Below are 25,408 nucleotides of genomic sequence, written 5' to 3'. Positions count from 1 at the left end.
GCCTCCCCGGGTTCAGCCGGCCGAGCGCATAGCCGGTGGCGAGACCGATTCCCACCGCCCCCATAAGATAAGGCCACAAGGCGATGGTGAGATAGATCACGGTGCGCGCTCCTTCACCTCGAACTCGATGCGGCGGTTCAGCGCCTTGCCCGCCTCGGTATCATTGGGCGCGAGCGGCTGGCCGGAGCCAAAGCCCGCCGCGCTCAGCCGATCGGCCGCGATGCCCGCGGTCACCAGATAGGCAAGCACGGCGTTGGCCCGCGCCTCCGACAGGCGCTTGTTGAACTCGGCGTCGCCCACCCCATCGGTGTGGCCCAGGATGCGCACCGCCGCGGCGGGACATCGCGTGAGCGTCACCGCCAGGCGATCGATGAGGCCCCGGCTGTGCCGGTCGATCTCGGCGCTGCCGCTGGCGAAGCGGATGGTGCCGCGCGCCAGAAGCTCGCCCACCTGCCGGCCGCAGGCGTCCGTATCCACCGGCCCCGGGGCAACCGCCGGATCGATGGCCGTCTCCACCATGAAGGGCGGGCGCACGGCCCGCTTCAGCTCGGCGGCCGTCTCGCTCGCGGCGGCCGGCGTCAGGGCGGTGCCGGTGAGGCGCAATTGTCCGTCGACGATGCTGATCTCCCCCGTTCCCATGCGGGACAGCTGGGTCAATGCCGCCAGCGCGGCGGGCAGGAAACCATCCGGTGCGCCGCCGCCCACGGCCGACACATCATTCACCTTTTCGCGCAGGAAGTCGCGGTCCAGCGCGGCGCGGATGGCGGCGTGGGCGGCCGCGTCCGGATAGAAGCCGGAGACGGTCAGTTCGTCCCCCTCCCGGCGGACCGAGAAGACATAAGGCGAGATGGTGGGCGGCTCGAAATCGTCCGCCACCACGCTCACCCCCGCCGGCGGCGCCTTCACCGCCTGCATCACATTGAGGAAGGCGACAGAATCGGCAGCCTCGCCGGAGAGCGTCACCTGCGTGCCCGCCACATCGGCCGCCCCGGTGCGGAGCTTGACGAGCTGGGCCACGGCGAAGCTTGCCGCACTGGCCCACACTTCCGGCGCCGGCCCGCCGGAGGCGAGCTGCATGTCGTCGGCGACCTGCACACCGGGGAAAGCCGCGCGCGTGGCATCCACCAGCAGCCGCCGCGCCTCATCCGACGGCGCGTAGCCCGACAGGCGCACCGCTTCGGCGAACCGTTCGATGCGCCAGGTGAAGGGTGCGGCGCGCGGCGGTTCCACCGCGAAGCGGGTGATCTGGAAGCCATCGGGCGGCGCGCGGCGCTCGGCCAGCAACTGGTCGAAGGCGGGGAAACTCGGCGCCGCCCCCTCCACCGCGATGGTGCTGTCGGAGAGCGTCACCCGGCCTTCGGGCAACTGGGCCAGCACCTGCCCGGCGAAGCGCACGGCCTTCAGCCAGAGCGCGGTGGCCGGCGCGCCATCGGCCAGCCGGGTGTCGTCCTTGATGCCGATGCCCGGCACCGCGGCGGACAGGGCCACCGCCACCTCGCTGCGCGCTTCCGAAGACGGCACGAAGCCGCTGAGCCGCAGCACCGTGCCGTCGCGCACCGCCGACCAGAAGAAGGGCGAAGCCACCGGCGGGCGCACGGCGAAGCGGGCCAGCACCATGCCATCCGGCAGGGGGCCGAGCATGGTCTGGGCGAGGGCGTCGTAGCTCGCAAGGTCGCGGGCACGACCCTCGATGCCGATGGCCCCGTCGGCAAGGGTGATGCGGCCGGACGGCAGCTTCTTGAGCTGCGCGAGGCCGAACGCGACCAGGGCCGCGAAATCACCCGGGGGCGCGCCGCGCGCCCGCACCAGGCGCTCCTGGCCCACGACCTGATCACCGCCAGAACGGGCGGCCGCGACGATGCGGGCCAGCGCATCCGCCGACGGCACATGGCCTTCGAGGCCGATGACGCGGCCATCCTTCACCGCGCTGAAGGTGAAGGGGCGGCGTTCCGGCAGGATGGTTGTTGCATCATGCACGACCCGCACGCCGAACAGGTCGGTGAGGGAGGCGCGCACCTTGGCCCGGGCCTCCTCCGCCAGAGCTTCCCCTTCCAGCGTGGCGTCGCGCCCTTCGAAATGGGCAAAGGCCCATCCCTCCCCGGTGCGGGCGAGGATGTCCGCCGCGGCCGAATCGAGGTCGGCCTCGATGGGGCCGCGGGCGGCGGCGAGGGTGAAGGCGCTCAGCACCACGAAGGCAACGAGGCCGACGACCAGCGGCCACAGGCCCGGCCACCCCGTGCCGTGCCCTTGCTCAGGCTCGCGTTCGCGCCCATCCGCCGAAGCCATCCGCTCGTTTCTCCCTCTCGCCGGCCTATGCGCCCCCGGGTGGAGCCCGCAGGCTCGCCCACCCGGCACCGGAGGGGACTTCAGCACACTTCTGCGACGAACCGGAAGCCTCCCCCCGGAGAAGGGCCGAGCGCTCAAGCGGCATCCGGCCGCAACGCAAGACGCGCCACCCTCCGGCAGGAGGATGGCGCGTCAAGGTGGCGAAGCGCAAAAGCGGTGGAGACGCGCAAAAGCGGCGGAAAACCCAGGCTGCCGGGGCTCAGAAATCGCGCGAGACGAAGAGCAGCACGCGATTGGCCGCCACCGACGACAGCGCCGGCGAGAAATCTGTGGCCAGATAGTTCGACGCCGAATTGTAGGTGTAGTCGTACTGCAGCGCGATGGTGAAGTGCTTCACCGGCGCGAAGGCGAGATAGCCGCCGAGATTGTAATTCTTCCCGCCCGACGCGCCGTAGAAGGACTGCGCTTCCAGGTCGTTGAAGTCGTAGGCCGCATAACCGCCGAACAAAGCGGTGCTCCACTTTTCGTTCCAATTGTGCAGGAGCGAAGCGGTGAAGTTCCAGCCCGACACCCGGGAGAGGCCGCCAAGGCTCATGAAGGCGTCCGGCGGCGAATAGCTGCCGGAGGGGTCCTGGAGGCCGAGATAGGCCGTGGCGCCATCCGCATAGGCCGACTGAAGGTAGAGGGTGTCTTCCTCACCCAGCATGGGCAGGTTGAACATGACACCGCCCTGAAGCGCGTAGCCCCAGTCCGAGTCGGTGGACGAGATGGTGTTCAGCAGCGACACCGCCTTGACCTGATGGAGCGCGCCGGAGAGCTGCGCCGAGCCCCACTCGCCCTCATACTTCAGGTTCGCGACCACCTCGGGCACCGTCTGGCCGGCGAGGTAATCTTCGTCGGAGAATGTGGCGGGATCGGCCGCGAGGGTTCCGCTCTGCCGGTCGGCCGCGTCCTCGAACGACAGGGTGGCGCTCAGGCCCTTGGTGAATTCGTAGGTGTAGGCCATGAGGTTGATGCGGACGTCGTCGCCGATGGTGGCCGGGTCGGTGCCGAGCACATTGGCGTTGGCGTAGAAGTCGAAGAAGGACTGCGCGTGGCCGAAGGTGAAGCCGGCGAACTGGACATAGATGTTCCAGACCTCAAGCTCGGCGCCATTGGGTCCCTCGGACCACGGGTCCGACGAGCGCCAGCGGAACCTTGTCTCGAAATAGGAGCGCAGGGTGCCGTAGTCGGTCTCGGTGCGGGCATCGAGGATGAGGCCGCCGGTGGCCACCGAATAGCTCTTGTCGTTCTCGGCCGGATATTGGGTATAGGTGTTGTAATAGCCTTCCGCCCAGGCATAGCCGCCGACGCGAATGCAGGTGTCGGTGCCCGGAATGTAATAGAAGCCCTCACCCTGCGCCGTGCAGGCGCGCATGTACGCGTCCTTGGCCTTGACGGAGAGCAGGTCGGCCGCCCGTGCATCCCGCGCGGTCCCGACCATCGACGCCAGCCCGAGCAGCGCTGCGGCCGCGAGCGGTGCCCGAGCGCCGCCGACCGTGGGGCAGAACCGAGCAAAAGCCATGGAACGCGCCATTGAGTCCCCCATAACGATACAAAGTATCTTTATCGTCACCGCCATGCCCTTGCAAGGGTGAGAAGCGGCCTGATCGATTTTGTCGCGGGGTACGCCGTCCCAAACAGCGCGAGCCAAGATGATGTGAAATCAACAGACCGTCACCGGAGCTCACCCCGCAGCAACGAGCCGCGATGCCTCCCAAGTGCATTTGATATCTGTGATCCAGCGGCGTGATTCTGGCCCGCGTTGCGCGCCGCACCTTTCCGTGGAGAACAATGGCAAAATGCGATCCGAATTGAAATACCGCGGATGCACTATTGGATTATTATAATTCTAGATATTGCCATTACTTACCTAGCGTAATTTAAAGTCGAGACAAAGAAAAGCGTCAAGACAAAGAAAAAGCCCCGGTGGTTTCCCACCGGGGCCTCGTTTTGAAATCTTCGCTTGGCGCGAGGATCAGAAGTTGCGCTGCACGCGCACGCCGCCCGACCAGATGTCGGTGGAGCCGCCAGCGATCGTGTAGCCAGTGGCCGGGTAGCCGTTGGAAACACCGCCGGTGTAGGCCGGGTAGTAGCCGAGCGGGGCCGAGCCATCGACCTTGCTGTAGATCACTTCCGCACCGATATCGAGGTTCTTCACCGGCGACCAGACGGTGTTCACACCGACCTGCCACAGATTGAAGTCCAGGGCGGCAACAACGTTGTCCGGAACTTCGTAGGAGATGTAACCGGCGTAGAGCGCCGAGCGCAGGCCGGGGGTCCAGTAGTGGCGGAACTGGCCCTGGAGGCTCCAGCCCTTGGTCAGGCTGGTTTCGCCCCAGGAGTTGATCGCCACCGCGTCAGCCACGGTGTAGAAAGCGCCCGTCGCGGAAATGAAGCTGCCGACCTGGGTCAGGTCGATGGAGCCGACGCCCACCGCACGGCCCTGGGCAGTACCGGAGAGGCCGAGGTAGTTGGCCGCGCCTTCTTCATAGCCAGCCTGGAAGAAGATGCTGTCACCCGCGGCGATGAAGGGGAGCTTGAACTCCACCGCGCCGCCGACAGCCCAGCCCCAGGAGTCGCTGGAGGTGAGGCCAGGATAGAAGCCCGCATAAAGCGGAGCCGTGACCTGAACCTGATGCAGAGCACCGGAGAGCTGGGCCGAACCCCAAGCCTGGTCGATGCGCAGGTTGGCAACGATGTCAGGCGCCTGCTGGCCAGCCTGGTAGTTGGTGTAGCCGAGGCCGGTGCCGATGGTCGTGCTGCTGATGGAAGCCACGGTGCTGGCGCCAGCCATCTGCACGCCGGTGGTGCGGTTGGCGGCGTCTTCCAGCGACAGGGTCGCGGAGAAGCCGTTGCCGAACTGGGCGGTGTAGGCCGCAAGCGTGGTCCAGGTGTTGGAGCCCGCATACGGGGTGGTCAGCATGTAGTTCAGACCCGTGTCGAAGAACGACTGGGTATAACCGAACGTGAAGCCGGAGAACTGGATGAAGGCGCGCTCGAAATACACGCCAGAGCCGGAGCCGGCGTTGGCGCCCGTCTGCGAGTTCCACTCGGCGCCGAAGCGCACGTAGGAGCGCAGGGTGCCGTAGTCGGTCTGGGTGCGGGCATCCATGTCGAAGACACCGCGGACGCGGGTCAGGTAGTCGCTGTCGTCGGCGTCCTTGAAGGGGTAGGCAAAGTTGCCCACGCCCGGACCGCTGAAGATGGTGCCGGTGGTCGACGAAATCGCCGGGTTGAAGGTGCCGACAGCGTTCACATACGTATCGAAGCGGGCGTAGCCGCCGATCTTGATGCAGGTGTCGGTGCCGGGGATGTAGTAGTAGCCCGCGCCGTAGGCGGAGCAGATCTTCACGTATTCGACTGCCTTCGCCTTGACAGGCAGATCGGCGGCCTGGGCTCCAACGACTGCGACGAGACCTGCCGCGCTACCGAGGAGAAGGCTCTTCACCATCTTCATTTTAGACCTCCAAGTTTGATCGAGGGAGCGAGTTCCGCTTCGCCGGTGCGGCTGCACCCCGAGAGGGTTCTTGCCCCGATTTCCCACTGCGTCCTCAGACCCCCCGAACACGCAGTGGGCGACCGGGGACTGCCCCCCTTCGTCGCAGTGCCAACATACAAAAGGCGAAACGGTGATCAATCAGAACGGTACCGTTCACGTCACCCAACGGCCGCTTTTCCGCTGGGTGTTGCAGGAATGGCACTCTGCAAACAACCTACCAAGATACCTGTATGGCGCTGAGCCCAGACCCCGCCCTAACCCATTTAACGTTATGATCCTTATCTATTTTCGGTTTTGGGAGCCGCACCGCAGCACGGATTTCAAGCCGGACCTTTCGGGTGGTAGCCGGCTCATGAGGCGCCCCCGCACGGACGGGGCCTTCATGTCTCGCCTGTGGCGGAATCTGGACCTGGGAAAAGTGTGCCATTTTCGCCGCGAAGCGCTGCAGGGCATGACTCTCACCTCAGGTCAGATGCGACCTGAAACAGGCGTGCAGCCGAAGAATCAGCATCTTTTTACCGTCGGACTCTCAGGTAAGCGGATGCTCCCCCTGCCGCCGGCGGGAGCGAAAGCCGCCGTTCGGCACCCCGGCGAGGCGGTCGATTCGCCCATTTCCGGATTCCCCCGTTTCCACGCGAGTGCGCCGAGGCACCGGGAATGGCAGGTCCCGGAGGAATGCCCGCTTGCCGGCCGCAGGCTCGCAGGTGGGGCTTGGAAGTGGCGGCTTGGAAGTGGCGGCTCGCAAGTGGCGGCTCGCAAGTGGCTACGCAGGCGCCGCGACGGCTGGGGTGGCAGGCGCGTGCTCTCACTCCGAGAAACGAGAACGCATGCGCCGATCAGCTTGCGGTGCAAGCTGATCGGCGCATGCCTCTAGAGCATTGAGTTTACGCATTTTCTTCATGCGAACCGGGATCCGCTTCGCTTGAAAATGCTCTAGATCTTGTGCTCGTAAAGCAGGCGAGCGCGGATCGTCCCTTCGATCGCCCGGATATCGGCGAGCACGCCCTGGCTGTCGGCGGTGGAGGCATCGGCATCCAGAACCACGTAGCCCACGTCCGCGTAGGTCTCCAGATACTGCGCGGCAATGTTGACGGAGTGGCGCGCCAGCACTTCGTTGAGTCGCCCCAGCATGCCCGGCAGGTTGCGGTGAATCTGGATGAAGCGGGTCCCCGTCGGGCGGGCCGGCAGCTGCACCTGCGGGAAATTCACCGCGCCCATGGTGGAGCCGGCGTCCGAATAATCCACCAGCTTGCGCGCCACTTCGGCGCCGATGCGCTCCTGCGCCTCCTCGGTGGAACCACCGATGTGCGGCGTCAGGATCACGTTGTCGTGGCCCTGGAGCGGGGAGACGAAGCGCTCGTTGTTGGAACCCGGCTCCACCGGGAACACGTCCACCGCCGCGCCGCGCAAGCGGCCCTCCTTCAGCGCCTCGGCGAGGGCGTCGAGGTCCACCACGGTACCGCGGCTGTTGTTGATGAGGTAGGCGCCCGGCTTCATGGCGGCGATCTCGGCGCGGCCCATCATGCCGTGGGTCGCCGCCGTCTCGGGCACGTGCAGGCTCACGATATCGCTCTGGGCAAGCAGGGCGGTGAGGGTGGCCACCGGCTCGGCCTGGCCGTGGCGCAGCTTGTCGGTGTGATCGTAGAAGATCACCTTGAGGCCCATGGCCTCGGCGAGGATGGAGAGCTGCGAGCCGATATTGCCGTAACCGACGATGCCGAGCGTCTTGCCGCGCACCTCCAGGCTGTCGGTGGCGGACTTGTCCCAGCGGCCCTCGTGCGCCGCCTGGGAGCGGGTGGGGATACGGCGCAGCAGCATCACGATCTCGCCAATCACCAGCTCGGCCACGCTGCGGGTGTTGGAGAAGGGCGCGTTGAACACCGGAACGCCGTGCACGCGGGAGGCGTCGAGGTCCACCTGGTTGGTGCCGACGCTGAAGCAGCCGATGGCGATCAGCCGGTCCGCCGCCTCCAGCACCTCGGGCGTGATCTGGGTGCGCGAGCGGATGCCGAGGATGTGGACACCCTTGATGGCCTCCTTCAGCGCATCGCCGTCGAGCGCCTTGGGCAGGCGGACAAGGTTGGTGTAGCCGGCGACGGTCAGCAGCTCCACCGCGCTGTCGTTCACGCCTTCGAGGAGCAGCACCTTGATCTTGTCCTTGGACAGGGAGAGGTGCGGCATGGGGGATGGGCTGTCGTGCACGATCGCGGCGTCCTTCAACAAGGGATGAGGCCTGGGCCGAAGACCGCGTAACAGGACCCGCGGCGCGGCTCAATGCTGCCGGCAATTTCGGCAGCGAACCTCAGTGTTGGTCAATATTTACCGTTTTTTGCCGCAGGCTGGTGCCCCCGTCCCTGCGACACTTCGGCCTTTCGCCCGCAGATACCGCCCCTCTGGGGGCTTCGCCTGGAGCCGGCGCCGCCCCTCGCGTCCGGAGAAATTGGCTGCGCTATCAGAGACGTGGCGGCAATGACTGGCGGCAATGACTGGCGGGAAGTGAAGACCGACGCTCGAACTCGACGCCGTGCGAGCAGGATTGGCGGCGGCGCGCGAACAAAGATGGCGGCAAGAGATGGCGGACAAAAATGGCGGAGACGGAGGGATTCGAACCCTCGAGACCCTTTTGGGGGTCTGCTCATTTAGCAAACGAGTGCCTTCAGCCTCTCGGCCACGTCTCCAGCACGTCTCCCTATGCCGAACCGCCGCGGCCTTTGCAAGGCATCCGACATCGTATCCCTCCGGAAATGTGACGCCGACGCGAACGATCGGGAGCCTGAGGGTGCGATGCTCATGGATCAGCCGAAACGGATGATCCCCATCCGTTCTGAAAAACGGATCAACCAGATCAGAGAGTTGTGGCAAGCGCGGAGACTGGACCGGCCGCGATCAGGGCGCGGCGTCGCGCCATGCGGCCACGCGGGCGGCAAGGATTTCGGCGACGCCGGACCAATCGCCGGGGCGGGCGGCGCGGACAAGGGCGAGCGAGGGGTAGAAGGCCGTGGTGCCGGCTTCCCTCCCCCAGCACCAGTGCGCCGCAGGGCCCACGGCGACGAGGCCTGTACGGCCCCGGGCCCCGGCGAGATGGGCCACCGGCCCCTCCCCCGTCACCAACACGTCGAGATGCTGGATGAAGGCGGCCGTATCGCTGAAGCTGCCGTCGCCGTCCCAGCCGGGCCCAAGGCGGCTCACCTGCCCGCCGAACGGCATGGCAGCCAGTTCAGCTTCCGCCTCCGGCCGCGTTTCGAGGCTCACCAGCGCGATGCCCTCAAGCGCGGCCAGGGCGGCGAAAGCCGACAGCAGGGGAAGATCGCCGTTCCAGGCGATCCCTACCGAGAAACCGTCGGGCCGCATCGCTCGCCAGCGGGCAATGCGCGCGGGATCGGCCAGAAGATACGGCGGATGCGGCCAGCCCTGCGGGTCCGGCGCCATAAGGCGCGGCAGGCTGGCGATGGGCGTCCAGCGCAGGCCGGCATCGCGCACGTCCACACCGGCAAGGTCGCTGGCCACGGGGATGCGCGCGTCGATGCGCGACAGCAGCGGCACGTCGCCGGCCTGCGCCAGCAGCCGCGCCGGAATTTTCCGGTCGGCCAGCAGCCGCAGCAGGCGGCCGAACAGGATCAGGTCTGCAAGGTTCCCCTCCGCCGTCACGATCAGGACGGAGGGCATCTCCACCCCGTCCCAATGCGGCAGGGGCAACGGCTCTTGTGCCGACGAATCGCCGGTTGCGCCAGCCTCCAGGCCCACCCAGCCGTCCTGCCAGCGCCCCTCGGCCAGGGCGTCGAGCGCGCGCAGGCGAACGGTCTCCGGCGACGGACTTTCATCCCCGAACTCGTCCGGCGGAAGGCGCGCCGGCGGCTCGGGCCGGGCATAGTCCTCCACCGGGAGGCTCCCGGCATCAGGCTGGGCCACATCCGGCGCAAGATCCCACACTGCCTCGGCTTCGACCGTGGCCGGCAGGCCGGGATCGACCGCCGGCGGCTCCGTGGCGGGAAGAGGGACGGGAGGGATGGCCGACGGGATCGAGGGCGCAGGCTCGGCCACTTCGGCCGCTTCGGCGGCTGGCGTGGCGGCGTGGATCCCTTCGAGATCGCCGAGATCGCCGGGCGTGTGCGGTACGTCCGCCGGCTCCAGCCCGGCCTGGGCGGCATCCGCATCGGGCGCAGGATCACTCGGGGCCGGGGACATTTCGGCCTCGCCCAGCTCACGCTCGAGACGCGCCAGTGCGAGCTGGAAGGCGGGCCGGTCGGGCGCGGCGGCCAGCGCCAGGCGGAAGGCCTCCCGTGCGGCAGGAAGATCCCCGGCCGACCTTAAGGTCTGGCCGATGAGAAAATGGGCATCCGCCAGATCCGGCTTGAGCTGCAGGGCGGCGAAAGCCGCCTCCCCCGCCTCGGCGCTGCGGCCAAACCCGTGCAACAGCGCGCCCTTGGCGAGCAAATGGGCGGGCTCCCAGGGCTGCAGCTCGGCCAGCCGGGCGAAATCGGCCAGCGCCTCGGCGTTCTGGCCCAGGCGCACCCGCACCTGCGCCCGGTTGGCGAGGGCTTCCACGGCACGGGGATCAAGGACGAGAGCGGTGTCGAAATGCGCCAGCGCCTCCGCGTGGCGCCCGAGATTGGCGAGCATGTTGCCTGCGAGATAGCGCGCCTCCACGAGGCCCGGATCGAGCCGCGCCGCCGCCTCGAAGGCCTTGAGCGCACGCTCCCATTTGTGTTCGGCCTGGAGCGTGGCACCGAGCAGCACATGGGCGTGGGGATTGCTGGAATGGCCCTGCTTCGCCCGGCGGGCCGCCACGTGGGCCTCCTTGATCCGCCCGGCCTGCAGCTGGGCGAAGACCACCAGGCGCTCCACCTCGAACACGCCCGGTCGCGCCTTCAGGAGGCGGAGGTAGATCTCGAGTGCCTCGTCGAGGCGCCCCTCCCGATGCAATGCGGTGGCGCGGGAAATGGCGGCGCGCTCTTCCTCGACCATGGGCGCTCCTTGCCGCGGAATCAGACGGCCTCACCCATACAGCATTGCCGGCTCATGCGGTGATCTGATCTCAGGCCCGGCTTCAGCGGGCGCGCTGGCCGAACAGCACGCTCTGGGCATCCTTGTCCTTGGAGAGGTCCACCCTAGCCCGCTCCTCGACGTTCACGGCGAGGCCCCGCTGCACGGCGGGCCGGGCCAGGACACGCTCCAGCCACCCCTTGAGATGGGGGAACTCCTCGATGTGCTGGCCCTGCCGCTCCCACAGCTTGGCCCAGCCCACGCAGGCGATGTCGGCGATGGAATAGTCGCCGGCGAGGTATTCCCGGTCTTTCAGGCGGGTGTTCATCACGCCGTAGAGCCGGTGCACCTCATTGGTGTAGCGCTCCACCGCATAGGAGATCTTCTCCGGCGCATAGATGCGGAAATGGTGCGCCTGTCCCGCCATGGGGCCAAGGCCACCCATCTGCCAGAACAGCCATTGGTCCACCTCCACCCGGCCGCGCGCGTCGGCGGGATAGAACAGGCCGGTCTTGCGGCCGAGATACTGGAGGATGGCGCCGGATTCGAACACCGAGATGGGCTGCCCGTCCGGCCCCTCCGGATCGATGATGGCCGGCATCTTGTTGTTGGGGGAGATGGCGAGGAAGTCCGGCTTGAACTGGTCGCCCTTGCCGATGTTCACGAGCTTCACCGTGTAGGGCAGCCCGCATTCCTCCAGCATGATGGTGATTTTCCATCCGTTGGGGGTCGGCCAGTAGAAAAGCTCGATGGGCAAAGACTGGACTGCGGCCATGATGCGCTCCCAGAGACCGGGCCCGTTGGATCGTCTGGCGATCCTCCAGGTCAAGCGGACTCTCATCTTCGTGTCAGAGGCCGGTCCCGCGGCCGCAGCGTAGAGGTAGACAGGAGCCGGCCCGAGGGCAAGAGCCCGCGCAAAACCGGCAGCCATGGGCTAAAGCGCGATCTTGAAGCCCTCGTGCGAGTTGGCGAAGCCCAGCCGGCGATAGAATCGGTGCGCGTCGGCGCGGACCTTGTTGGAGGTCAGGGCCAGGCTTTGCGCGCCGGCACGGCCGGCTTCGGCCATGGCGAAGCGCACCATGGCCTCGCCGATGCGGCGGCCGCGCACCGCCCCATCCACCTGCACGGCTTCCAGAAAGGCGCGCAGGGCGCCGCGCCCCGGCAGGCTGTGCACGAAAAGGAGCTGGAACGTGCCGACCACCCGCCCGTCAAGCTCGGCCGCATAGAGGCGTGCCCGCGGATCGGCGGCGATGGCGTCGAAGGCGGCACGGTAGTCGCCGAGGGCCGCCGCCTCGCTGGTATCGCCGTGGCCGCCGAGGGCATCGGCGGCGAACAGGGCCACCAGCGCGGGCAGGTCTTCGGGCCGGGCCGGGCGGATCTTGAGGCCGGCAACGGGGGCGGTCAGCGACACAGGGGATCATCCGGCGAGAGGACCGTCATCTGCCAGTCGCTCCAGCGGTGGGGGTTCATGGCGGGCGACCACCACTTCACCGCCATCTCGATGGTGTTCTGGTCCGGCGGCGGCAAGAGCAGCTGGGGCAGGCCGTTGGCGATGCCGGTGATACGGGCGCAGCCGGTGGTCGGCCGCGGCGGCGGACGATACTGATCCTGGTACCAAACCACCACGCGCGCGCCGGGAATGGCGGCGCGCAGGCGCCCGGCGGAGAATCGGTCGTCGGCGACGAGGGTCGGCGACGCACCGAGCTTCATGGTCACGCCGAGCTGCATCTTGTACAGCGGCTCGGCCGAGACGCAGCGCCCGCACAGGCGCGGATCGGGCCACAAGGGGATGGCGACGCGCACGGCCATCACGCCCAGGGCCATGGCGGCGATGAGGCCGAGATAGAGCTTCACCCGCGGCCGCCAGCCGCCCAGGCGCTCCAGTTCGGCGAACAGATAGACCGGCAGCAGCAGCAGGAAGACGTGGAAATAGCGGTCGCGCAGGTTGGTGGTCCCCACCGCGAAGGTGGCGATGAGCGTGACCACGATGCCGAGCACGATGACCGTGCGCAGCACCCGCCGCGCGGCGCCCCGCGTTGCGTCGTCCGGCAGGGCCCCTTCGCCCCGGTTGTAGGGCAGGAACACCAGCGCCATCAGCCCGGCCAGGGGCAGCACATAGCCGGCGAGCGCTGCGATGACGGTGGCAAGCACCGCGTCCCAGCCGGCACCGGTGGCGCCGATGGTCTGGGCGGTGGCGCTGGCCACGTTGTGCCCGAAGTGCCAGAGCGCCCAGCCATAGATGCCGAGCGGCACCGCCGCGACCAGAAGGCTGATGAGGATGCGTGGATCGAGGATCACGCGCCGGTAGGTGGGCTCGATCAGGCAGGCGACCACCAGCACGCCGAGGAAGGCGGCGAAGCCGAACTTGCCGAGCATGCCCACCGCGATCCACGCGCCGAGCCCGGCATAAAGGCCGGCGGACGGCTTGCGGGCGAGCGCGATGACCGTGAGGAAGGCGCCGGCGATGGCCACGATCATCACGTTGGAATGGGTGAGGATGCGGTGGCTGTGATAGCCGATCACCCAGATGGTGGAGAGCGAGAAGGTGGCCAGCGCCTGCAGGCGCGGCTCCGCGATCACCCGCCGGGCGACGCGATAGACCAGCATGGCGCAGGCGAACAGCAAGGTGTAGCGCAGCACCGCGAACGACGGCCGGTCGGTGCCCAGCACCTGCTGGAGGCCCCACAACAGCCAGTCGAAGAACGGCGGGTTGCGCGGGACGTAGGACAATTCCAGCGACTGGACGAGATAGCTCTCGATGGCGTCGTCCGGATTGACGGCGATCTCGAACACGGTGGCGATGAGGGCGTGCAGCACCATGTAGGCGCCGAGGATAACCGCGACGCCTTCCTGCCGCGCCCAGAACGGAACGTCGCGGGGCGCTGAGGCCTCGGTCTCCCGATGAAGAATGGTGGCAGTCACGGGACACTCCTTTGCGCGGGCCTCTATAGCCGCGCCCGCCAGCCGGCGCCACCTTGGGGACATGTGGGACGGGGATTGCGCCCAAGCTCGGGGGCAAGCCCGCGGGAATGGGATCGGGTGCCGCTGGGGCGAGATTCACAGGGCGGCGCCCTGCCCCGGAGCGTCCTACAGCGTTTCCAGCACCGCGAAGCGCTCCCGCCCGCCGGCGGCGAGCGCGGTGTCGGAGACCTCATGCACCAGCATGTCGTCCACCCGCGCCCCGGCAGGTCCCGAGCGGCAGGCGTCCAGCATGGCCTCCACCCCCGCGTCCGGGCCGGCGAAGACCGCCTCCACCGCGCCGTTGTGGCGGTTGCGCACGAAGCCCTTGAGGCCCCGCGCCTCGGCGTCGCGGGCGCACCAGGCGCGATAGCCCACGCCCTGCACCCGCCCGCGCAGCATCACATGCACGTACCGCATGACATTCTCTCCCGCCGACGGCCCCGGTCTCCAACCGGCGCCGGGCGTGCCTCGCTCAAGCGCCGCGCCGGCTGAACCAAGGGCCTCCCCCTGATATCAGTTGGCGCAGCCGCCGGGTGCCTTCAGCGCCTCGAAGGTGGACATGGCGCCGACCAGGGCGAACTTGCCGTAGTCGATCTTCAGGCTGCCCACGACGCCGTTGTCGTAGAGCTGCATGTTCATCACATAGGCCGGCGCGCGATCCACCCCGCCGGTCTCGAAATAGCTGATGGTGACCGGATAGAAGGTGCGGCCGGTCAGGCTCGCCTTCGCAGGGGCGGCGATGCGGCTCTCATCGGTGCTCGGGCGGCCCACCACGGCGAGGGTCTCGTAGACCTTGGCCGGATCGTTGGCGCCGTCATAGACCTTCGCCTCGACCACGCTCTCCCCTGCAGCCGCGGCGGCGAGCACCCGCTTCACATGCTCGGTGGGCAGCAGGATGTCGCCCTTCAGGTCCAGGGTGCGCGCCGCGGGCTGGGTGACGGTGACCTTCAGGGCATCGCGCCCCTGCCGCTCCACGCTGGCCTCGATCTTGTCGGCGCCATCGTCGCCGGTGGAGGTGGAGAGGAAGCGGTAGGCCTTCGCCGCCCCATCTTCCCAGGCCGTGGAGGTCACCGCCTGGCGCAGCGGGCTGCCCTCCCCCGTGGAGGCCAGACTCTCCTGGCGGGTCACGGTGGAATAACCGGCGCAGGCATCGCCGGTGATCTCGTACTGGATGACCCCGTTCATCTCCTCAAGCTGGCCCGAGGGCTTGGAGCCGTCGAGGGAGAGGCGGTAGCTGGCCTTGTGGGGCAGCAGCGGAACCGCCCCCGCCGAGGCCGCGCCGAGGCCGACGACCGCGAACACCGCAACGAAGGCGAGGCGCGAACGAAACTGCATGGTCCAAAACTCCTGCTGCGCCGCCCCTTGCGAAAAACCTGCGCCGCTGCGCCGGCTTGCACGGGCGCTGCGGTTCGGCGAAGAGGAAGGCCCAATTGCGCACACCGTGTGGCAGAGCCCCGCACGGGACAGGAGCCCTTTCATGACCTCGCCCATTGACGCCAAACTGGCGGAACTTGGAATCACCCTGCCGACGCCGACGCCTCCGCTTGCCAATTATGTCCCAGTGGTGCGCACCGGCAACCTGCTGTTCGTCTCCGGCCAGGTTTCCATCGACGCCGCCGGCAAGATCATGACCGGAAAGCTCGGCGCCGGCGTCGAGATCGAGGCCGGACGCGAGGCCGCGAAGCTCTGCGCCATCAACATCCTGGCCCAGGTGAAGGCCGCCATCGGCGACCTCGAAAAGGTGGTGCGGGTGGTGAAGCTCGTCGCCTTCGTGAACTCCACCCCCGATTTCGTGGACCAGCCCAAGGTGGTGAACGGCTGCTCCGATTTCTTCGTGGAAGTGCTTGGCGACAAGGGCCGCCACGCCCGCTCCGCCGTGGGCGTCGCCGCCTTGCCGCTGGACGCGGCGGTGGAAGTGGACGCCATCGTGGAAGTGGCCTGAGGCCGAACGGCAGGACGCAGACATGGGCGACCTGAGCTGGCTGACGGCGCGTCCGGTCGCCCATCGCGGACTGCATGACGCGGCCCGCGGCATCATCGAGAATGCCGGCGCGGCGATGGATGCCGCCATCGCCGCCGGTTACGCCATCGAGCTGGACCTGCAGGCCAGCGCCGACGGCGAGGCCATGGTGTTCCACGACTTCACCCTCGATCGCCTCACCGACGCGCAAGGCCCGCTCGCCGACCGCACGGCGGCAGAACTGGGCGCCATCGCCTTCCGCGGCACCGGCGACCGCATCCTCACCCTGCCCCAGCTTCTGGAACGGGTGGCGGGGCGGGTGCCGCTTGTCATCGAGATCAAGAGCGCCTTTGCCGGCGACACCCGCCTCGCCGCCCGCGCGGCGGACCTGGCGGCGGCCTATGCCGGCCCGGCGGCGCTGATGTCGTTCGACCCGCAGATGCTGGAGGCGGTGCGCGCCCGCGCCCCCGGCGTGGTGCGGGGCATCGTCGCGGAAGGTCACTATGGTGCGGACTGGGCGCGCATCGGCCCTGCCCGCGGCTTCGTCCTCGCCAACCTGCTGCACTGGCCGCGCTCGCGTTTCCGGTTCGTGAATTATCGCGTCGCCGACCTCGAAAAGCCGGCCGTGCGCCTCGCGCGCGCCCTGGGGATGCCGGTGCTGACCTGGACCGTGCGGACGCAGGACCAGCGCGCCCGCGCCGCCCGATACGCCGACCAGATCGTGTTCGAGGGCTTCCGGCCCTGACCCCTGCGGCGTCCTGTCGCGGTGGGCAGGGCGTGATGCAACGCACAAATTAGCGGGATGCCCGACGCCCGTATCCGCATCCTCCCAGCCCTCACCGAGATCAAGCCAACCGACTGGGACGCCTGTGCCGCCGGCGGCGCGGCGCGGCCGGAGCCGTTCGTGTCCCACGCTTTCCTGTCGGCACTGGAAAGCACGGGCTGCGCCGCCCCCCGCACCGGCTGGCTGCCGCAGCATCTCGTGCTCGACGGGCCGGACGGCACCCCCGCGGCGGTGATGCCGGCTTACCTGAAGTCCCATTCGCGCGGCGAATATGTCTTCGACCAGGGGTGGGCCGATGCCTACAGCCGGGTCGGCGGCGAATACTACCCCAAGGTGCAGGTGGCGGTTCCGTTCACCCCCGCGACCGGCCGCCGCCTGCTCCTGAGGGATCCCGCGGACCCGGTGGGCCGGCCCGCCCTGACTGCCGGCCTGAAGGAGCTGGTGCGTCTGCGCGGGGCCTCCTCGGCCCATGTCACCTTCGCCACCCAGGCGGAGTGGGAGGGGCTGTCGCAGCTCGGCTTCCTGCCGCGCACCGACCGGCAGTTCCACTGGACCAACAGCGGCTATGCCACCTACGACGATTTCCTCGCCGAGCTGGCCTCGCGCAAGCGCAAGGCGCTGAAGAAGGAGCGGCGCGAGGCGCTGGCCGGCGGCATCACCATCGAATGGCTGACCGGCACGGACCTGACCGACGAGGCGCTCGACGCCTTCTTCATGTTCTATCTGGACACCGGCGACCGCAAATGGGGCACGCCCTATCTCAACCGCGAGCTGTTCTCGCTTCTGGCCCAGCGCATCCCCCAGGACATCCTGCTGGTGATGGCGCGGCGCGAAGGCCGCTATATCGCCGGCGCGCTCAACTTCATCGGCGCCGAGACCCTGTACGGGCGCTATTGGGGCGCCGTGGAGCAACACCCCTTCCTGCATTTCGAGGTCTGCTACCACCAGGCCATCGACTTCGCCATCGCCCGCGGGCTCAAGGTGGTGGAGGCCGGGGCCCAGGGCGAGCACAAGCTGGCGCGCGGCTATTTGCCGGTCACCACCTATTCCGCCCACTACATCGTCAATCCCGGCCTCAAGGCGGCGGTGGCGCAGTATCTCGACCGCGAGCGCGCCTATGTGGAGGAGGATGCCGCCGTGCTCACCGAGCTTGGCCCCTTCCGCCGCGGCCAGGAGGACGAGCACGACTGAGGGCAATGGGACACACCTTGCGTCCCTTTTGCCAGCGTATGATCCCGACGTTGCCCGGCACCATACCCGGTCGCTATAGTCCGCCCGCGAAACCGGGGGTTTGCGATGACCTATTGCTGTGGGGTCCTGGTGCGGGACGGCCTTGTTCTGATTGCCGATACCCGGACCAATGCCGGCCTCGACAATATTTCCACCTTCCGCAAGCTCCATATCTTCGAGGAGCCGGGCCACCATGTGCTCGGCCTCACCACCGCCGGCAACCTGTCGGTGTCCCAATCGGTGGTGAGCCTGCTGCGGGAGGGCATCGAGGACCACGAAGCGGGCGAGCGCCATCAATTGCGCGATTGCCGCACTATGTTCCAGGCCGCCCAGCTGGTGGGCACCGCCATCCGGCAGGTGCACAAGGTCAATGGCGAGCTCATGGAGCAGAGCGGCATCAGCTTCGAGGTGTCGTTTTTGCTCGGCGGCCAAATCCTCGGCGACTGCCTGCGCCTCTACATGATCTACTCGGCGGGCAATTTCATCGAATGCACGCCGGACACGCCCTTCCTGCAGATCGGCGAGCACAAATACGGCAAGCCGGTGCTGGACCGCGCGGTGAGCTACGAGATGGAAATCTCCGACGCGCTGAAATCCAGCCTCATCTCCATGGATTCCACCATGCGCTCCAACCTCGGCGTGGGCCTGCCCATCGACGTGATGGTGGTGTCGCCGGACACGCTGCGCTCCGAGCTGCTCTACCGCGTCGAACCCGGCGAGCCCTATTTCCACGACCTGCGCGAGCGCTGGTCGGCGGCGCTGCGCTCCGCCCACGCCTCCATCCCGCGCCCGCCCTACCTGAAGGACATGCGCAGCCGCCGCCTCACCGAGGTGTGACGGGACGCTGCAAGCATCCGCGCGCGCATGACCTTGGAACGAAGAAGGGCGCCCTGAGAGGCGCCCTTCTTTTTTCCGCAGGAGCCGCTCACGCCGGCCTGCTCACACCGGCCATTGGTGCGTCTGGCGGCTCACGCCGGCCATTGTTGCTTCTGGCGGCTCACGCCGCTTTGGGGGCAAGCTTGGCGGAAACGATCTTGTCGGGGTCCTTCACCGGCTCGCCGCGCTTGATCAGGTCCACAATCTCCATGCCCGAAACCACCGCGCCCCACACGGTGTACTGGCCGTCGAGGAAGCGGGCATCGCCGAAGCAGATGAAGAACTGGCTGTCGCCGGAATCGGGGTTCTGCGCCCGCGCCATGGAGCAGGTGCCGCGCACGTGGGGCTCGCGGCTGAACTCGGCCTTCAGCTTCTGGCCCGAGCCGCCCATGCCGGTGCCGGTGGGATCGCCGGTCTGGGCCATGAAGCCGTCGATGACGCGGTGGAACGGCACGCCGTCATAAAAGCCGGTGGACGCCAGCTCCTTGATGCGGGCCACGTGGCCGGGAGCAAGGTCCGGACGGAACGCGATGGTCACCGCCCCCTTGGTGGTCTCCAGAACCAGAACGTCGTCACTCATGGGTCTCATCCTTTCGAGGCGGCGCCGGAGGGTCCGGCCGCCGCGTCCGCCCGGCTCTGCCGGGCTTGAGAAAGCTGCGGCGACCGGCTGAGCCGCCCGGCGCAGCGCAAATCACCTCGGCTGAACTACTTGGCGTCGGCCGCCACCTGCATCTTCACGATGCGGTCGGGGTTGGACACCACGCCGCCCGAGCCCGAGCCCTTCTTGATCTTGTCCACGAATTCCATGCCCGAGACCACCTGGCCCACCACGGTGTACTGGTTGTTCAGGCTCGGGGTTTCGTCGAACATGATGAAGAACTGCGAGTTGGCGCTGTCGGGGTTGGAGGCCCGCGCCATGCCCACCACGCCGCGCTTGAACGGCACGGAAGAAAATTCCGCCGGCAGGTTGGGATACTTGGAGCCGCCGGTGCCGTCGCCGCGCTGGCCGTCGCCGGTCTGGGCCATGAAGCCGCCGATGACGCGATGGAACGGCACGTTGTTGTAGTAGCCCTCGCGGGTCAGCGTCTTCATGCGCTCCACGTGCTTGGGCGCAAGGTCCGGCCGCAGCTGGATGACCACGCGGCCATAGGGCGTCTCGAGAAAGAGAGTGTTCTGCGGGTCGGGCTTCGTCTGCGCCTGGGCCGGCAGTGCGACGGCGAAGGCGAGCAGGGCTGCGGCGAGGAAGCGACCCAAAAGACGCGTCATGAAGATCTCCTGCGAACGGCCCCGTTTCGGGGCGGATGGGTGGGCGTTGGACTCGCCCTCAGCGCGGGAACTTGTCCTTGAGGCGCGCCAGCACTTCGGCCGGCACGAAGGCGGAAACGTCCCCGCCCATGGCCGCGATCTGCCGCACCAGCGTGGCGGTGATGGGGCGCACCCGCGGCGAGGCGGGCAGGAACACGGTCTGGATATCGGGGGCGAGGACGCCGTTCATGCCCGCCATCTGCATCTCATAGTCGAGGTCGGTGCCGTCCCTCAGCCCGCGGATGAGCAGCGTGGCGCCGAGCCGCTGGGCGGTAGAGGTGATGAGATCGCCGAAAGTGATGGCCTCCAGCGTCGCATTCTCCTGCGCCGCGATGGGCCTGCAGACGGCCGTGAGCATTTCCAGCCGCTCCTCGGGCGAGAACAGCGGCGCCTTGCCGGGATGGATGCCCACCGCCAGCACCAGCCGGTCGGCGAGGCGGCAGGCGGAGCGCACCACGTCCAGGTGGCCGTTGGTCAACGGATCGAACGAGCCGCCATAGATGGCGGTGCGGGGCGTGTGCGCGCTCATGCTGCGCTCGTCATGGCGGGTGTTGCTCCGTAAGGCGCCCCATTCGGGGAGTCCCCTCTTGGGGCGGAAGCCGTAGCCGTCCGCACCGCCCGGCGCAACCGCCAAAGGCGATGCGGCCGGGCGGACCGGGGGCCTGCCCTATGCCGGGGTGATGGTGGCGTCGAACGACCCGCCGGGGCCGGGCACCACCACCTTCACCGGGTGGTCGGCCAAGGCCTGCACGAAATAGGAGGCGTCCTGCACCAGGACGGGGAAGGTGCCGTAATGGCACGGCACCACCACTTCCACCCCCGGCAGGAAGCGCTTCACCGCCAGCGCCGCCACGGCGGGACCCATGGTGAAGCGGTCGCCGATGGGGATGAAGACCACCTTCGGCCGGTGGATCTCGCACATCAGCGCCATGTCCGAGTAGATATCGGTGTCGCCCATGTGCCAGACGGTGGGCTCGCCCGGTGCGCGGATGATCAGGCCGGTGGGGTTGCCGAGATATTCGGAGGGCTTGCCGTCGCCGCCCGAGGAATGGTCGGCGCGCACCATGGTCACGGTGAAGCCGCCGCAATCCAGCGTGCCGCCGGTGTTCATCATCTGCCCGGCATTGCCCGCGCCCTTGCTGGCGAGGTAGGCGCACAGCTCGGGATTGGCCACCACCGGCAGGGTCCGGCTGGCGTCGGCGGCGTCCTCCACCAGCGAGACGGTATCACCCACATGGTCCGAATGGCCGTGGGTGAGCAGGATGTGCGTCACCCCGCGGGCGGCGTCCTCCACCGTGGAGTTAAAGCTGGGATTGCCGGTGAAGAAGGGGTCGATGAGCACCGCCTTGTCCGCGAAATCGAGGCGGAACGCGGCGTGGCCGAACCAGGTGATCTTCATGGGATAGGACGCCCCTTTGGCTGCGCGGAGCACGCGCCGGTCCACCTGCAGGGCAGGCGGGCCGGAGCACATTCCTCCGTCTTGAAGCCCAGAGCCGGATCCGGCTCTGGATGCGATCGGGCGCGGAGTATCCCGGAAGGTCCGGCATGGCGCAACGGCGAGGTGGCCTTTAGCCACGCCCACCAGTGGAAAGGGCATGGGCCACCTAGCCCAGCGTGGAAAGCGCCGGGAAGGTCTCGATGAGCCAGTAGCTCGCATGGGCGATCCAGCCGGACATGAAGGCGATGCCGGTGAGCACCAGCAGCGCGCCCATGGCCTTCTCCACCACCGGCAGCACCTTGCGCATGTGGACGAGGCCTTTCAGGAACGGGCGCACCGCAAACGCCGCCAGCAGGAACGGCACGCCGAGCCCCAGCGAATAGATGGCGAGAAGGCCCGCCCCCTTGGAGACCGTCGCCTCCGAGCCCGCCACCGCGAGGATGGCGCCCAGCACCGGGCCGAGGCAGGGCGTCCAGCCGAAGGCGAAGGCCAGCCCCATCACGAAGGCGCCCCAGATTCCGGTGGGCTCATGCACATGCGCCCGCGCGGTGCGGTGCAGCAGATGGATGCGGAACACGCCGAGGAAGTTCAGCCCCATCACGATGATGGCGAGGCCGGCGATGATGGAGAGCACCTCAAGATGCGCCCGCAAAAGGTCGCCGATAGCCGAGGCCCCCGCCCCCAGCGCCACGAATACCACGCTGAAGCCGGCGACAAACAGCACCGCCCCCACCATGGCACGGCGCCCCACCGCCTTCACCGGCTCGTCGCCGGCGAGGTCGTCCAGCGTGCTGCCGCCGAGGAAGCACAGATAGGGCGGCACCAAGGGGAGCACGCAAGGGGAAACGAAGCTCACGAGGCCGGCGAGGAAGGCGGCGGGCAGGGTCACGTCGGCCATGGGTCTTCGTCGCAGCTCCTGTGTGGCGCGTCCGGGGACGGTCGGACGGGCGTCCCCTCGACGCACCGTCCCGTATAGCCGTTGCCTCATGAGCCGCCGGACACGTTCGGGCAAGACACACTTCGCCGCGCTCGCCGCCTTGTGAGCACAGCCGGCTTCACAAGCCGGCGCCGGACGGGGCTTGCGCGCGACCCGCTTCGAGGACATCTGAAGAGCATGAGCGACGAGCGCACGCCCCCCCGCCGGCCGCAGGTCTTCCGCCTCGACGAAGCGGCCATCACCATGGCGCCGCCGGAGCCGGTGGAGCCCGCCTTCTCCCTGCCCGTGCCGGCCCCGAAACCGCGCCGCAGCTGGGGCCTGTCCCTGGCCGGCCTGTTCTGGTCCGCGCTTGGTGGCGTGCTGAGCCTGATGGCCTATGTGGGCCTGAGCCAGCTCATCGGCGACCTGTTCGCCCGCGCCGAATGGCTCGGTTATGTGGGCATTGCCTTCACGGGAGCGCTGCTGGCCGCCGCCCTCGCCATCGCGGTGCGGGAAGTGGCGGGCATGGCGCGGCTCACCAAGCTCGACGATATCCGCGCCCGCGCCGAGAAAGCCCTGGCCGAGGACGACCGAACCCTCGCCGAAGCCGTGGTACGGGACGTGCTGCGCCTGTCCGAGGAAACGCCCAGCCTCACCCGGGCACGCACGGACCTCGAAGGACACATGTCCGGCATCATCGACGGGGCGGATCTGGTGCGCCTGTCCGAGCGCACGCTGCTCGCGGGCCTCGATTCCCGCGCCCGACAGATGGTGTCGGATGCGGCGCGCAACGTCTCCGTGGTTACCGCCGTGTCGCCGCGGGCGGCGGTGGATCTCGCCTTCGTGCTCTACAGCGCGGTTACCCTCATGCGCCGCCTCGCCCAGCTCTATGGCGGGCGACCCGGCACGCTGGGCACGCTCAAGCTGGTGAAGCACGTGCTCGGCCACCTCGCCATCACCGGCGGCATGGCGGCCGGCGACACGCTGGTGCAGCAGATCGTCGGCCAGGGGCTGGCCGCGCGGCTCTCCGCCCGCCTCGGCGAGGGGGTGGTGAACGGGCTGCTGACCGCACGGCTGGGACTGGCGGCCATCGCCGTCACCCGCCCCCTGCCCTTCACCGCCCTGCCCGCGCCGCGCCTCGCGGACGTGGCCGGCGGCCTGCTGCGCAAGGCCGAGGAAGACGAGGCCGCCTCACGCCGGCAATAGGTGCGTCGGTATCGCGTCCGGCGTATAGCGCACGGGGCGGTTGCGCCAGATCATCTGCGCCGTGGGCCAGACCACGAACGCCCCCATGGCGCCGAGGAACAGCGCGACGCTCCATTGCTGTTCCCTGAGCGCGAAGCCCAGCACCGTGCCGAGCCCCGCGAGGGCAAGCACCCCCACCGCCACCATCAAGCCAAACCGCCACGGCCCATAGCCGCCGCTGAAGCACGCGCCACTGCCCGCCGCCGCGAGCGCCCCATGCAGCGCCCGGACGAAGGCGGCATAATCCGCCCCCTGGTCGCGCACGCCGGTGAGCGAAATACGTGACGCGGAGCCGGTCTTCAGCCTTGTGCCGTCACGGCCGGACAGCTCGATCTCGAAGCTGTGGTGCGCGAACTTGGCCGGCAGGAAGCGCAGGGTGACGGCGGTGACATCGGCCAGCGCAAGGCGCCCCTCCTTGGGGCCGACCGCGTATTCCAGCACCGGCGGGGCAAGCTCAAGCCGCACGCCGGTGCCGCCGAGGCGGGGAAAGCAGGCATAGGCGGCGGTGGCATCCGCGCTCACGTCAATTCCCGCATGGCGGCGTCGATGCCCTCGACGGTGAGCGGGAACATGCGCCCCTCCATGAGGTGGCGGACCAGGCGGATGGAATCGGTGTAGCCCCAATGGGGTTCCGGGACCGGATTGAGCCACGCCGCCTTGGGATAGGTGGTGGTGAGCCGCTCCAGCCAGACCTTGCCCGGCTCGGCGTTGTTGTGCTCCACCGAGCCATTGGCATAGGTAATTTCATACGGACTCATGGAGGCATCACCCACGAAGATCAGCTTGTAGTCGTGGGGGTAGGTGTGCAGCACGTCGAACAGGGGCATGCGCTCGGTGGCGCGCCGGACGTTGGATTTCCAGACGCCCTCATAGACGCAATTGTGGAAATAGAAGTGCTCCAGGTGCTTGAACTCGGCGCGGGCAGCGGAGAACAGCTCCTCCACCTGGGCCACGTGCCAGTCCATGGAGCCGCCCACGTCCAGAAATAGCAGCACCTTCACCGCATTGCGCCGCTCCGGCCGCAGCCGCACGTCAAGCCAGCCCTGCCGGGCGGTCTCGCGGATGGTGCCGTCGAGGTCCAGTTCCTCCGCCGCGCCGATGCGGGCGAACTTGCGCAGGCGGCGCAGCGCCACCTTGATGTTGCGGGTGCCCAGCTCGACGGTGTCGTCGAGGTCCTTGAACTCGCGCTTGTCCCAGACCTTCACCGCGCGGAAATTGCGATTGCCGTCCTGGCCGATGCGCACGCCCTCGGGATTGTAGCCATAGGCGCCGAAGGGCGAGGTGCCGCCGGTGCCGATCCATTTCGAGCCGCCCTGGTGGCGCCCCTTCTGCTCCTCCAGACGCTGCTTCAGCGTTTCCAGCAGCTTGTCGAGCCCGCCTAGCGCCTCGATCTGGGCCTTCTCTTCCTCGGTGAGGTGCTTCTCGGTGAGCTTCCTCAGCCAGTCCTCGGGGATGGAGTGGCCTTCCTCGCCCAGCGCGCTTTCCAGGCCCTTGAAGCAGCGGCCGAAGACCTGGTCGAAGCGGTCCAGGTGGCGCTCGTCCTTCACCAGGCTGGCGCGGGCCAGATAATAGAAGGCATCCACCTGCCGCCCGGCCACGTCGCGATCCATGGCCTCCATCAGCGTGAGGTATTCACGCACGGAGACCGGCACGCCAGAGGCCTTGAGCGCCTCGAAGAAGGCGATGAACATTCAGGCTTCTCCCCGCTCCGCGCCCTGTGCCCGCCCCTCGCGGCTTAGGGGCGTCCACTGGGGCGCCCACCTCCCCGCACCCAAGCGGGCGCACCCGGGCGTGGCGTGCGCAGCACGCTGCACCATAGCGGAGAGCCGTGCCCGCGCGCAAAGCCGGTCTCTCCGCTCTGGTGGAGCGCGCGGACCCGCGAG

Annotated in this window: 22 protein-coding genes and 1 tRNA gene; 5 read left to right on the top strand and 18 right to left on the bottom strand. The window is 68.3% G+C overall.

All coding sequences use genetic code 11. From position 1 onward, the window contains the following. Positions 1–96: 96 nt before the first annotated feature. The 11 genes from V5F48_RS05825 to V5F48_RS05775 form a co-directional block, all read right to left on the bottom strand. A complete protein-coding gene (locus tag V5F48_RS05825) occupies positions 97–2,286 on the bottom strand; it encodes an OmpA family protein (RefSeq protein ID WP_394257933.1) in 2,190 nt (729 codons plus the stop codon). A 259-nt stretch (positions 2,287–2,545) separates the two neighbouring features. Then, on the bottom strand, positions 2,546–3,850 hold the full coding sequence (locus tag V5F48_RS05820; protein ID WP_394257932.1) for a porin: 1,305 nt from the start codon (positions 3,848–3,850) through the stop codon (positions 2,546–2,548). A 453-nt stretch (positions 3,851–4,303) separates the two neighbouring features. Continuing rightward, positions 4,304–5,785, bottom strand: a complete 1,482-nt coding sequence (locus tag V5F48_RS05815; protein ID WP_394257931.1) for a porin — start codon at positions 5,783–5,785, stop codon at positions 4,304–4,306. Positions 5,786–6,760: 975 nt separating this feature from the next. Continuing rightward, positions 6,761–8,008, bottom strand: a complete 1,248-nt coding sequence (gene serA / locus V5F48_RS05810; protein ID WP_394258064.1) for a phosphoglycerate dehydrogenase — start codon at positions 8,006–8,008, stop codon at positions 6,761–6,763. A 405-nt stretch (positions 8,009–8,413) separates the two neighbouring features. Beyond that, a tRNA-Ser gene (locus tag V5F48_RS05805) sits at positions 8,414–8,505 on the bottom strand. A gap of 208 nt (positions 8,506–8,713) precedes the next feature. Next, on the bottom strand, positions 8,714–10,792 hold the full coding sequence (locus tag V5F48_RS05800; RefSeq protein WP_394257930.1) for a tetratricopeptide repeat protein: 2,079 nt from the start codon (positions 10,790–10,792) through the stop codon (positions 8,714–8,716). Positions 10,793–10,874: 82 nt separating this feature from the next. After that, positions 10,875–11,585: a glutathione binding-like protein gene (locus tag V5F48_RS05795; RefSeq protein ID WP_394257929.1), complete on the bottom strand. Its 711-nt coding sequence runs from the start codon at positions 11,583–11,585 to the stop codon at positions 10,875–10,877. Positions 11,586–11,744: 159 nt separating this feature from the next. Next, positions 11,745–12,221 carry a GNAT family N-acetyltransferase gene (locus tag V5F48_RS05790; protein ID WP_394257928.1) on the bottom strand — a complete coding sequence of 159 codons (477 nt, stop codon included), beginning with the start codon at positions 12,219–12,221 and terminating at the stop codon, positions 11,745–11,747. Continuing rightward, entirely contained in the window at positions 12,212–13,732 is a 1,521-nt protein-coding gene (locus tag V5F48_RS05785) for an ArnT family glycosyltransferase (RefSeq protein WP_394257927.1), read from the bottom strand. Before V5F48_RS05785 ends, V5F48_RS05790 begins: the two co-directional genes overlap by 10 nt. Before the next feature lie 165 nt (positions 13,733–13,897). After that, positions 13,898–14,188, bottom strand: a complete 291-nt coding sequence (locus V5F48_RS05780) for an acylphosphatase (protein ID WP_394257926.1) — start codon at positions 14,186–14,188, stop codon at positions 13,898–13,900. Between the two features lie 96 nt (positions 14,189–14,284). Further along, a complete protein-coding gene (locus tag V5F48_RS05775) occupies positions 14,285–15,106 on the bottom strand; it encodes a cell envelope integrity EipB family protein (protein ID WP_394257925.1) in 822 nt (273 codons plus the stop codon). Between the two features lie 142 nt (positions 15,107–15,248). On the opposite strand from V5F48_RS05775, the gene V5F48_RS05770 reads away from it, so the two are divergent. The 4 genes from V5F48_RS05770 (at position 15,249) to V5F48_RS05755 (ending at position 18,582) form a co-directional block, all read left to right on the top strand. Next, positions 15,249–15,713 (top strand): RidA family protein, encoded by a 465-nt coding sequence (locus tag V5F48_RS05770; RefSeq protein ID WP_394257924.1) that lies wholly within the window; start codon positions 15,249–15,251, stop codon positions 15,711–15,713. 22 nt (positions 15,714–15,735) lie between these two features. Further along, the gene (locus tag V5F48_RS05765; RefSeq protein WP_394257923.1) at positions 15,736–16,476 is read left to right on the top strand and encodes a glycerophosphodiester phosphodiesterase family protein; all 741 of its coding nucleotides are present in this window, start codon (positions 15,736–15,738) and stop codon (positions 16,474–16,476) included. A gap of 57 nt (positions 16,477–16,533) precedes the next feature. After that, positions 16,534–17,706, top strand: coding sequence for a GNAT family N-acetyltransferase (locus V5F48_RS05760; protein ID WP_394111154.1), 1,173 nt, complete (start codon positions 16,534–16,536; stop codon positions 17,704–17,706). A 105-nt stretch (positions 17,707–17,811) separates the two neighbouring features. After that, positions 17,812–18,582 carry a proteasome-type protease gene (locus tag V5F48_RS05755; RefSeq protein WP_394111153.1) on the top strand — a complete coding sequence of 257 codons (771 nt, stop codon included), beginning with the start codon at positions 17,812–17,814 and terminating at the stop codon, positions 18,580–18,582. A 160-nt stretch (positions 18,583–18,742) separates the two neighbouring features. On the opposite strand, the gene V5F48_RS05750 is transcribed toward V5F48_RS05755, so the two are convergent. From V5F48_RS05750 to V5F48_RS05730, 5 genes are all read right to left on the bottom strand, one after another. Then, the gene (locus V5F48_RS05750; RefSeq protein WP_394111152.1) at positions 18,743–19,201 is read right to left on the bottom strand and encodes a peptidylprolyl isomerase; all 459 of its coding nucleotides are present in this window, start codon (positions 19,199–19,201) and stop codon (positions 18,743–18,745) included. Positions 19,202–19,326: 125 nt separating this feature from the next. Beyond that, positions 19,327–19,887, bottom strand: a complete 561-nt coding sequence (locus tag V5F48_RS05745; protein ID WP_394257922.1) for a peptidylprolyl isomerase — start codon at positions 19,885–19,887, stop codon at positions 19,327–19,329. Between the two features lie 58 nt (positions 19,888–19,945). After that, on the bottom strand, positions 19,946–20,455 hold the full coding sequence (coaD, locus tag V5F48_RS05740) for a pantetheine-phosphate adenylyltransferase (RefSeq protein ID WP_394257921.1): 510 nt from the start codon (positions 20,453–20,455) through the stop codon (positions 19,946–19,948). Positions 20,456–20,593: 138 nt separating this feature from the next. After that, positions 20,594–21,325 (bottom strand): metal-dependent hydrolase, encoded by a 732-nt coding sequence (locus V5F48_RS05735; RefSeq protein WP_394111166.1) that lies wholly within the window; start codon positions 21,323–21,325, stop codon positions 20,594–20,596. Between the two features lie 205 nt (positions 21,326–21,530). Continuing rightward, a complete protein-coding gene (locus tag V5F48_RS05730) occupies positions 21,531–22,262 on the bottom strand; it encodes a cytochrome c biogenesis CcdA family protein (protein ID WP_394111149.1) in 732 nt (243 codons plus the stop codon). A gap of 216 nt (positions 22,263–22,478) precedes the next feature. Between V5F48_RS05730 and V5F48_RS05725 the strand changes: the two genes are divergently transcribed. After that, a complete protein-coding gene (locus tag V5F48_RS05725; RefSeq protein WP_394257920.1) occupies positions 22,479–23,486 on the top strand; it encodes a YcjF family protein in 1,008 nt (335 codons plus the stop codon). On the opposite strand, the gene V5F48_RS05720 is transcribed toward V5F48_RS05725, so the two are convergent. Both V5F48_RS05720 and V5F48_RS05715 read right to left on the bottom strand, forming a co-directional pair. After that, positions 23,472–24,047 carry a hypothetical protein gene (locus tag V5F48_RS05720; protein WP_394257919.1) on the bottom strand — a complete coding sequence of 192 codons (576 nt, stop codon included), beginning with the start codon at positions 24,045–24,047 and terminating at the stop codon, positions 23,472–23,474. The genes V5F48_RS05725 and V5F48_RS05720 overlap by 15 nt on opposite strands. Further along, positions 24,044–25,216: a vWA domain-containing protein gene (locus V5F48_RS05715; protein WP_394111146.1), complete on the bottom strand. Its 1,173-nt coding sequence runs from the start codon at positions 25,214–25,216 to the stop codon at positions 24,044–24,046. The genes V5F48_RS05720 and V5F48_RS05715 overlap by 4 nt, the downstream gene beginning before the upstream one ends. Between the last annotated feature and the right edge of the window lie 192 nt (positions 25,217–25,408).

Origin of the sequence: Xanthobacter autotrophicus ATCC 700552 (genome assembly GCF_043194565.1) — a bacterium.
GTDB lineage: Bacteria > Pseudomonadota > Alphaproteobacteria > Rhizobiales > Xanthobacteraceae > Xanthobacter > Xanthobacter autotrophicus_F.
The sequence above is the reverse complement of the archived record's forward strand: the minus strand, read 5'-3'. Positions and strand labels throughout refer to the sequence as shown.

Excerpts from the sequence above, each read along its gene's own strand:
- V5F48_RS05825 (WP_394257933.1), bottom strand. The coding sequence starts at position 2,286 with ATGGCTTCGGCGGATGGGCGCGAACGCGAGCCTGAGCAAGGGCACGGC.
- V5F48_RS05820 (WP_394257932.1), bottom strand. The coding sequence starts at position 3,850 with ATGGCTTTTGCTCGGTTCTGCCCCACGGTCGGCGGCGCTCGGGCACCG.
- V5F48_RS05815 (WP_394257931.1), bottom strand. The coding sequence starts at position 5,785 with ATGAAGATGGTGAAGAGCCTTCTCCTCGGTAGCGCGGCAGGTCTCGTC.
- serA (WP_394258064.1), bottom strand. The coding sequence starts at position 8,008 with ATGCCGCACCTCTCCCTGTCCAAGGACAAGATCAAGGTGCTGCTCCTC.
- V5F48_RS05800 (WP_394257930.1), bottom strand. The coding sequence starts at position 10,792 with ATGGTCGAGGAAGAGCGCGCCGCCATTTCCCGCGCCACCGCATTGCAT.
- V5F48_RS05795 (WP_394257929.1), bottom strand. The coding sequence starts at position 11,585 with ATGGCCGCAGTCCAGTCTTTGCCCATCGAGCTTTTCTACTGGCCGACC.
- V5F48_RS05780 (WP_394257926.1), bottom strand. The coding sequence starts at position 14,188 with ATGCGGTACGTGCATGTGATGCTGCGCGGGCGGGTGCAGGGCGTGGGC.
- V5F48_RS05775 (WP_394257925.1), bottom strand. The coding sequence starts at position 15,106 with ATGCAGTTTCGTTCGCGCCTCGCCTTCGTTGCGGTGTTCGCGGTCGTC.
- V5F48_RS05770 (WP_394257924.1), top strand. The coding sequence starts at position 15,249 with ATGACCTCGCCCATTGACGCCAAACTGGCGGAACTTGGAATCACCCTG.
- V5F48_RS05765 (WP_394257923.1), top strand. The coding sequence starts at position 15,736 with ATGGGCGACCTGAGCTGGCTGACGGCGCGTCCGGTCGCCCATCGCGGA.
- V5F48_RS05760 (WP_394111154.1), top strand. The coding sequence starts at position 16,534 with ATGCCCGACGCCCGTATCCGCATCCTCCCAGCCCTCACCGAGATCAAG.
- V5F48_RS05755 (WP_394111153.1), top strand. The coding sequence starts at position 17,812 with ATGACCTATTGCTGTGGGGTCCTGGTGCGGGACGGCCTTGTTCTGATT.
- V5F48_RS05750 (WP_394111152.1), bottom strand. The coding sequence starts at position 19,201 with ATGAGTGACGACGTTCTGGTTCTGGAGACCACCAAGGGGGCGGTGACC.
- V5F48_RS05745 (WP_394257922.1), bottom strand. The coding sequence starts at position 19,887 with ATGACGCGTCTTTTGGGTCGCTTCCTCGCCGCAGCCCTGCTCGCCTTC.
- coaD (WP_394257921.1), bottom strand. The coding sequence starts at position 20,455 with ATGAGCGCGCACACGCCCCGCACCGCCATCTATGGCGGCTCGTTCGAT.
- V5F48_RS05735 (WP_394111166.1), bottom strand. The coding sequence starts at position 21,325 with ATGAAGATCACCTGGTTCGGCCACGCCGCGTTCCGCCTCGATTTCGCG.
- V5F48_RS05730 (WP_394111149.1), bottom strand. The coding sequence starts at position 22,262 with ATGGCCGACGTGACCCTGCCCGCCGCCTTCCTCGCCGGCCTCGTGAGC.
- V5F48_RS05725 (WP_394257920.1), top strand. The coding sequence starts at position 22,479 with ATGAGCGACGAGCGCACGCCCCCCCGCCGGCCGCAGGTCTTCCGCCTC.
- V5F48_RS05715 (WP_394111146.1), bottom strand. The coding sequence starts at position 25,216 with ATGTTCATCGCCTTCTTCGAGGCGCTCAAGGCCTCTGGCGTGCCGGTC.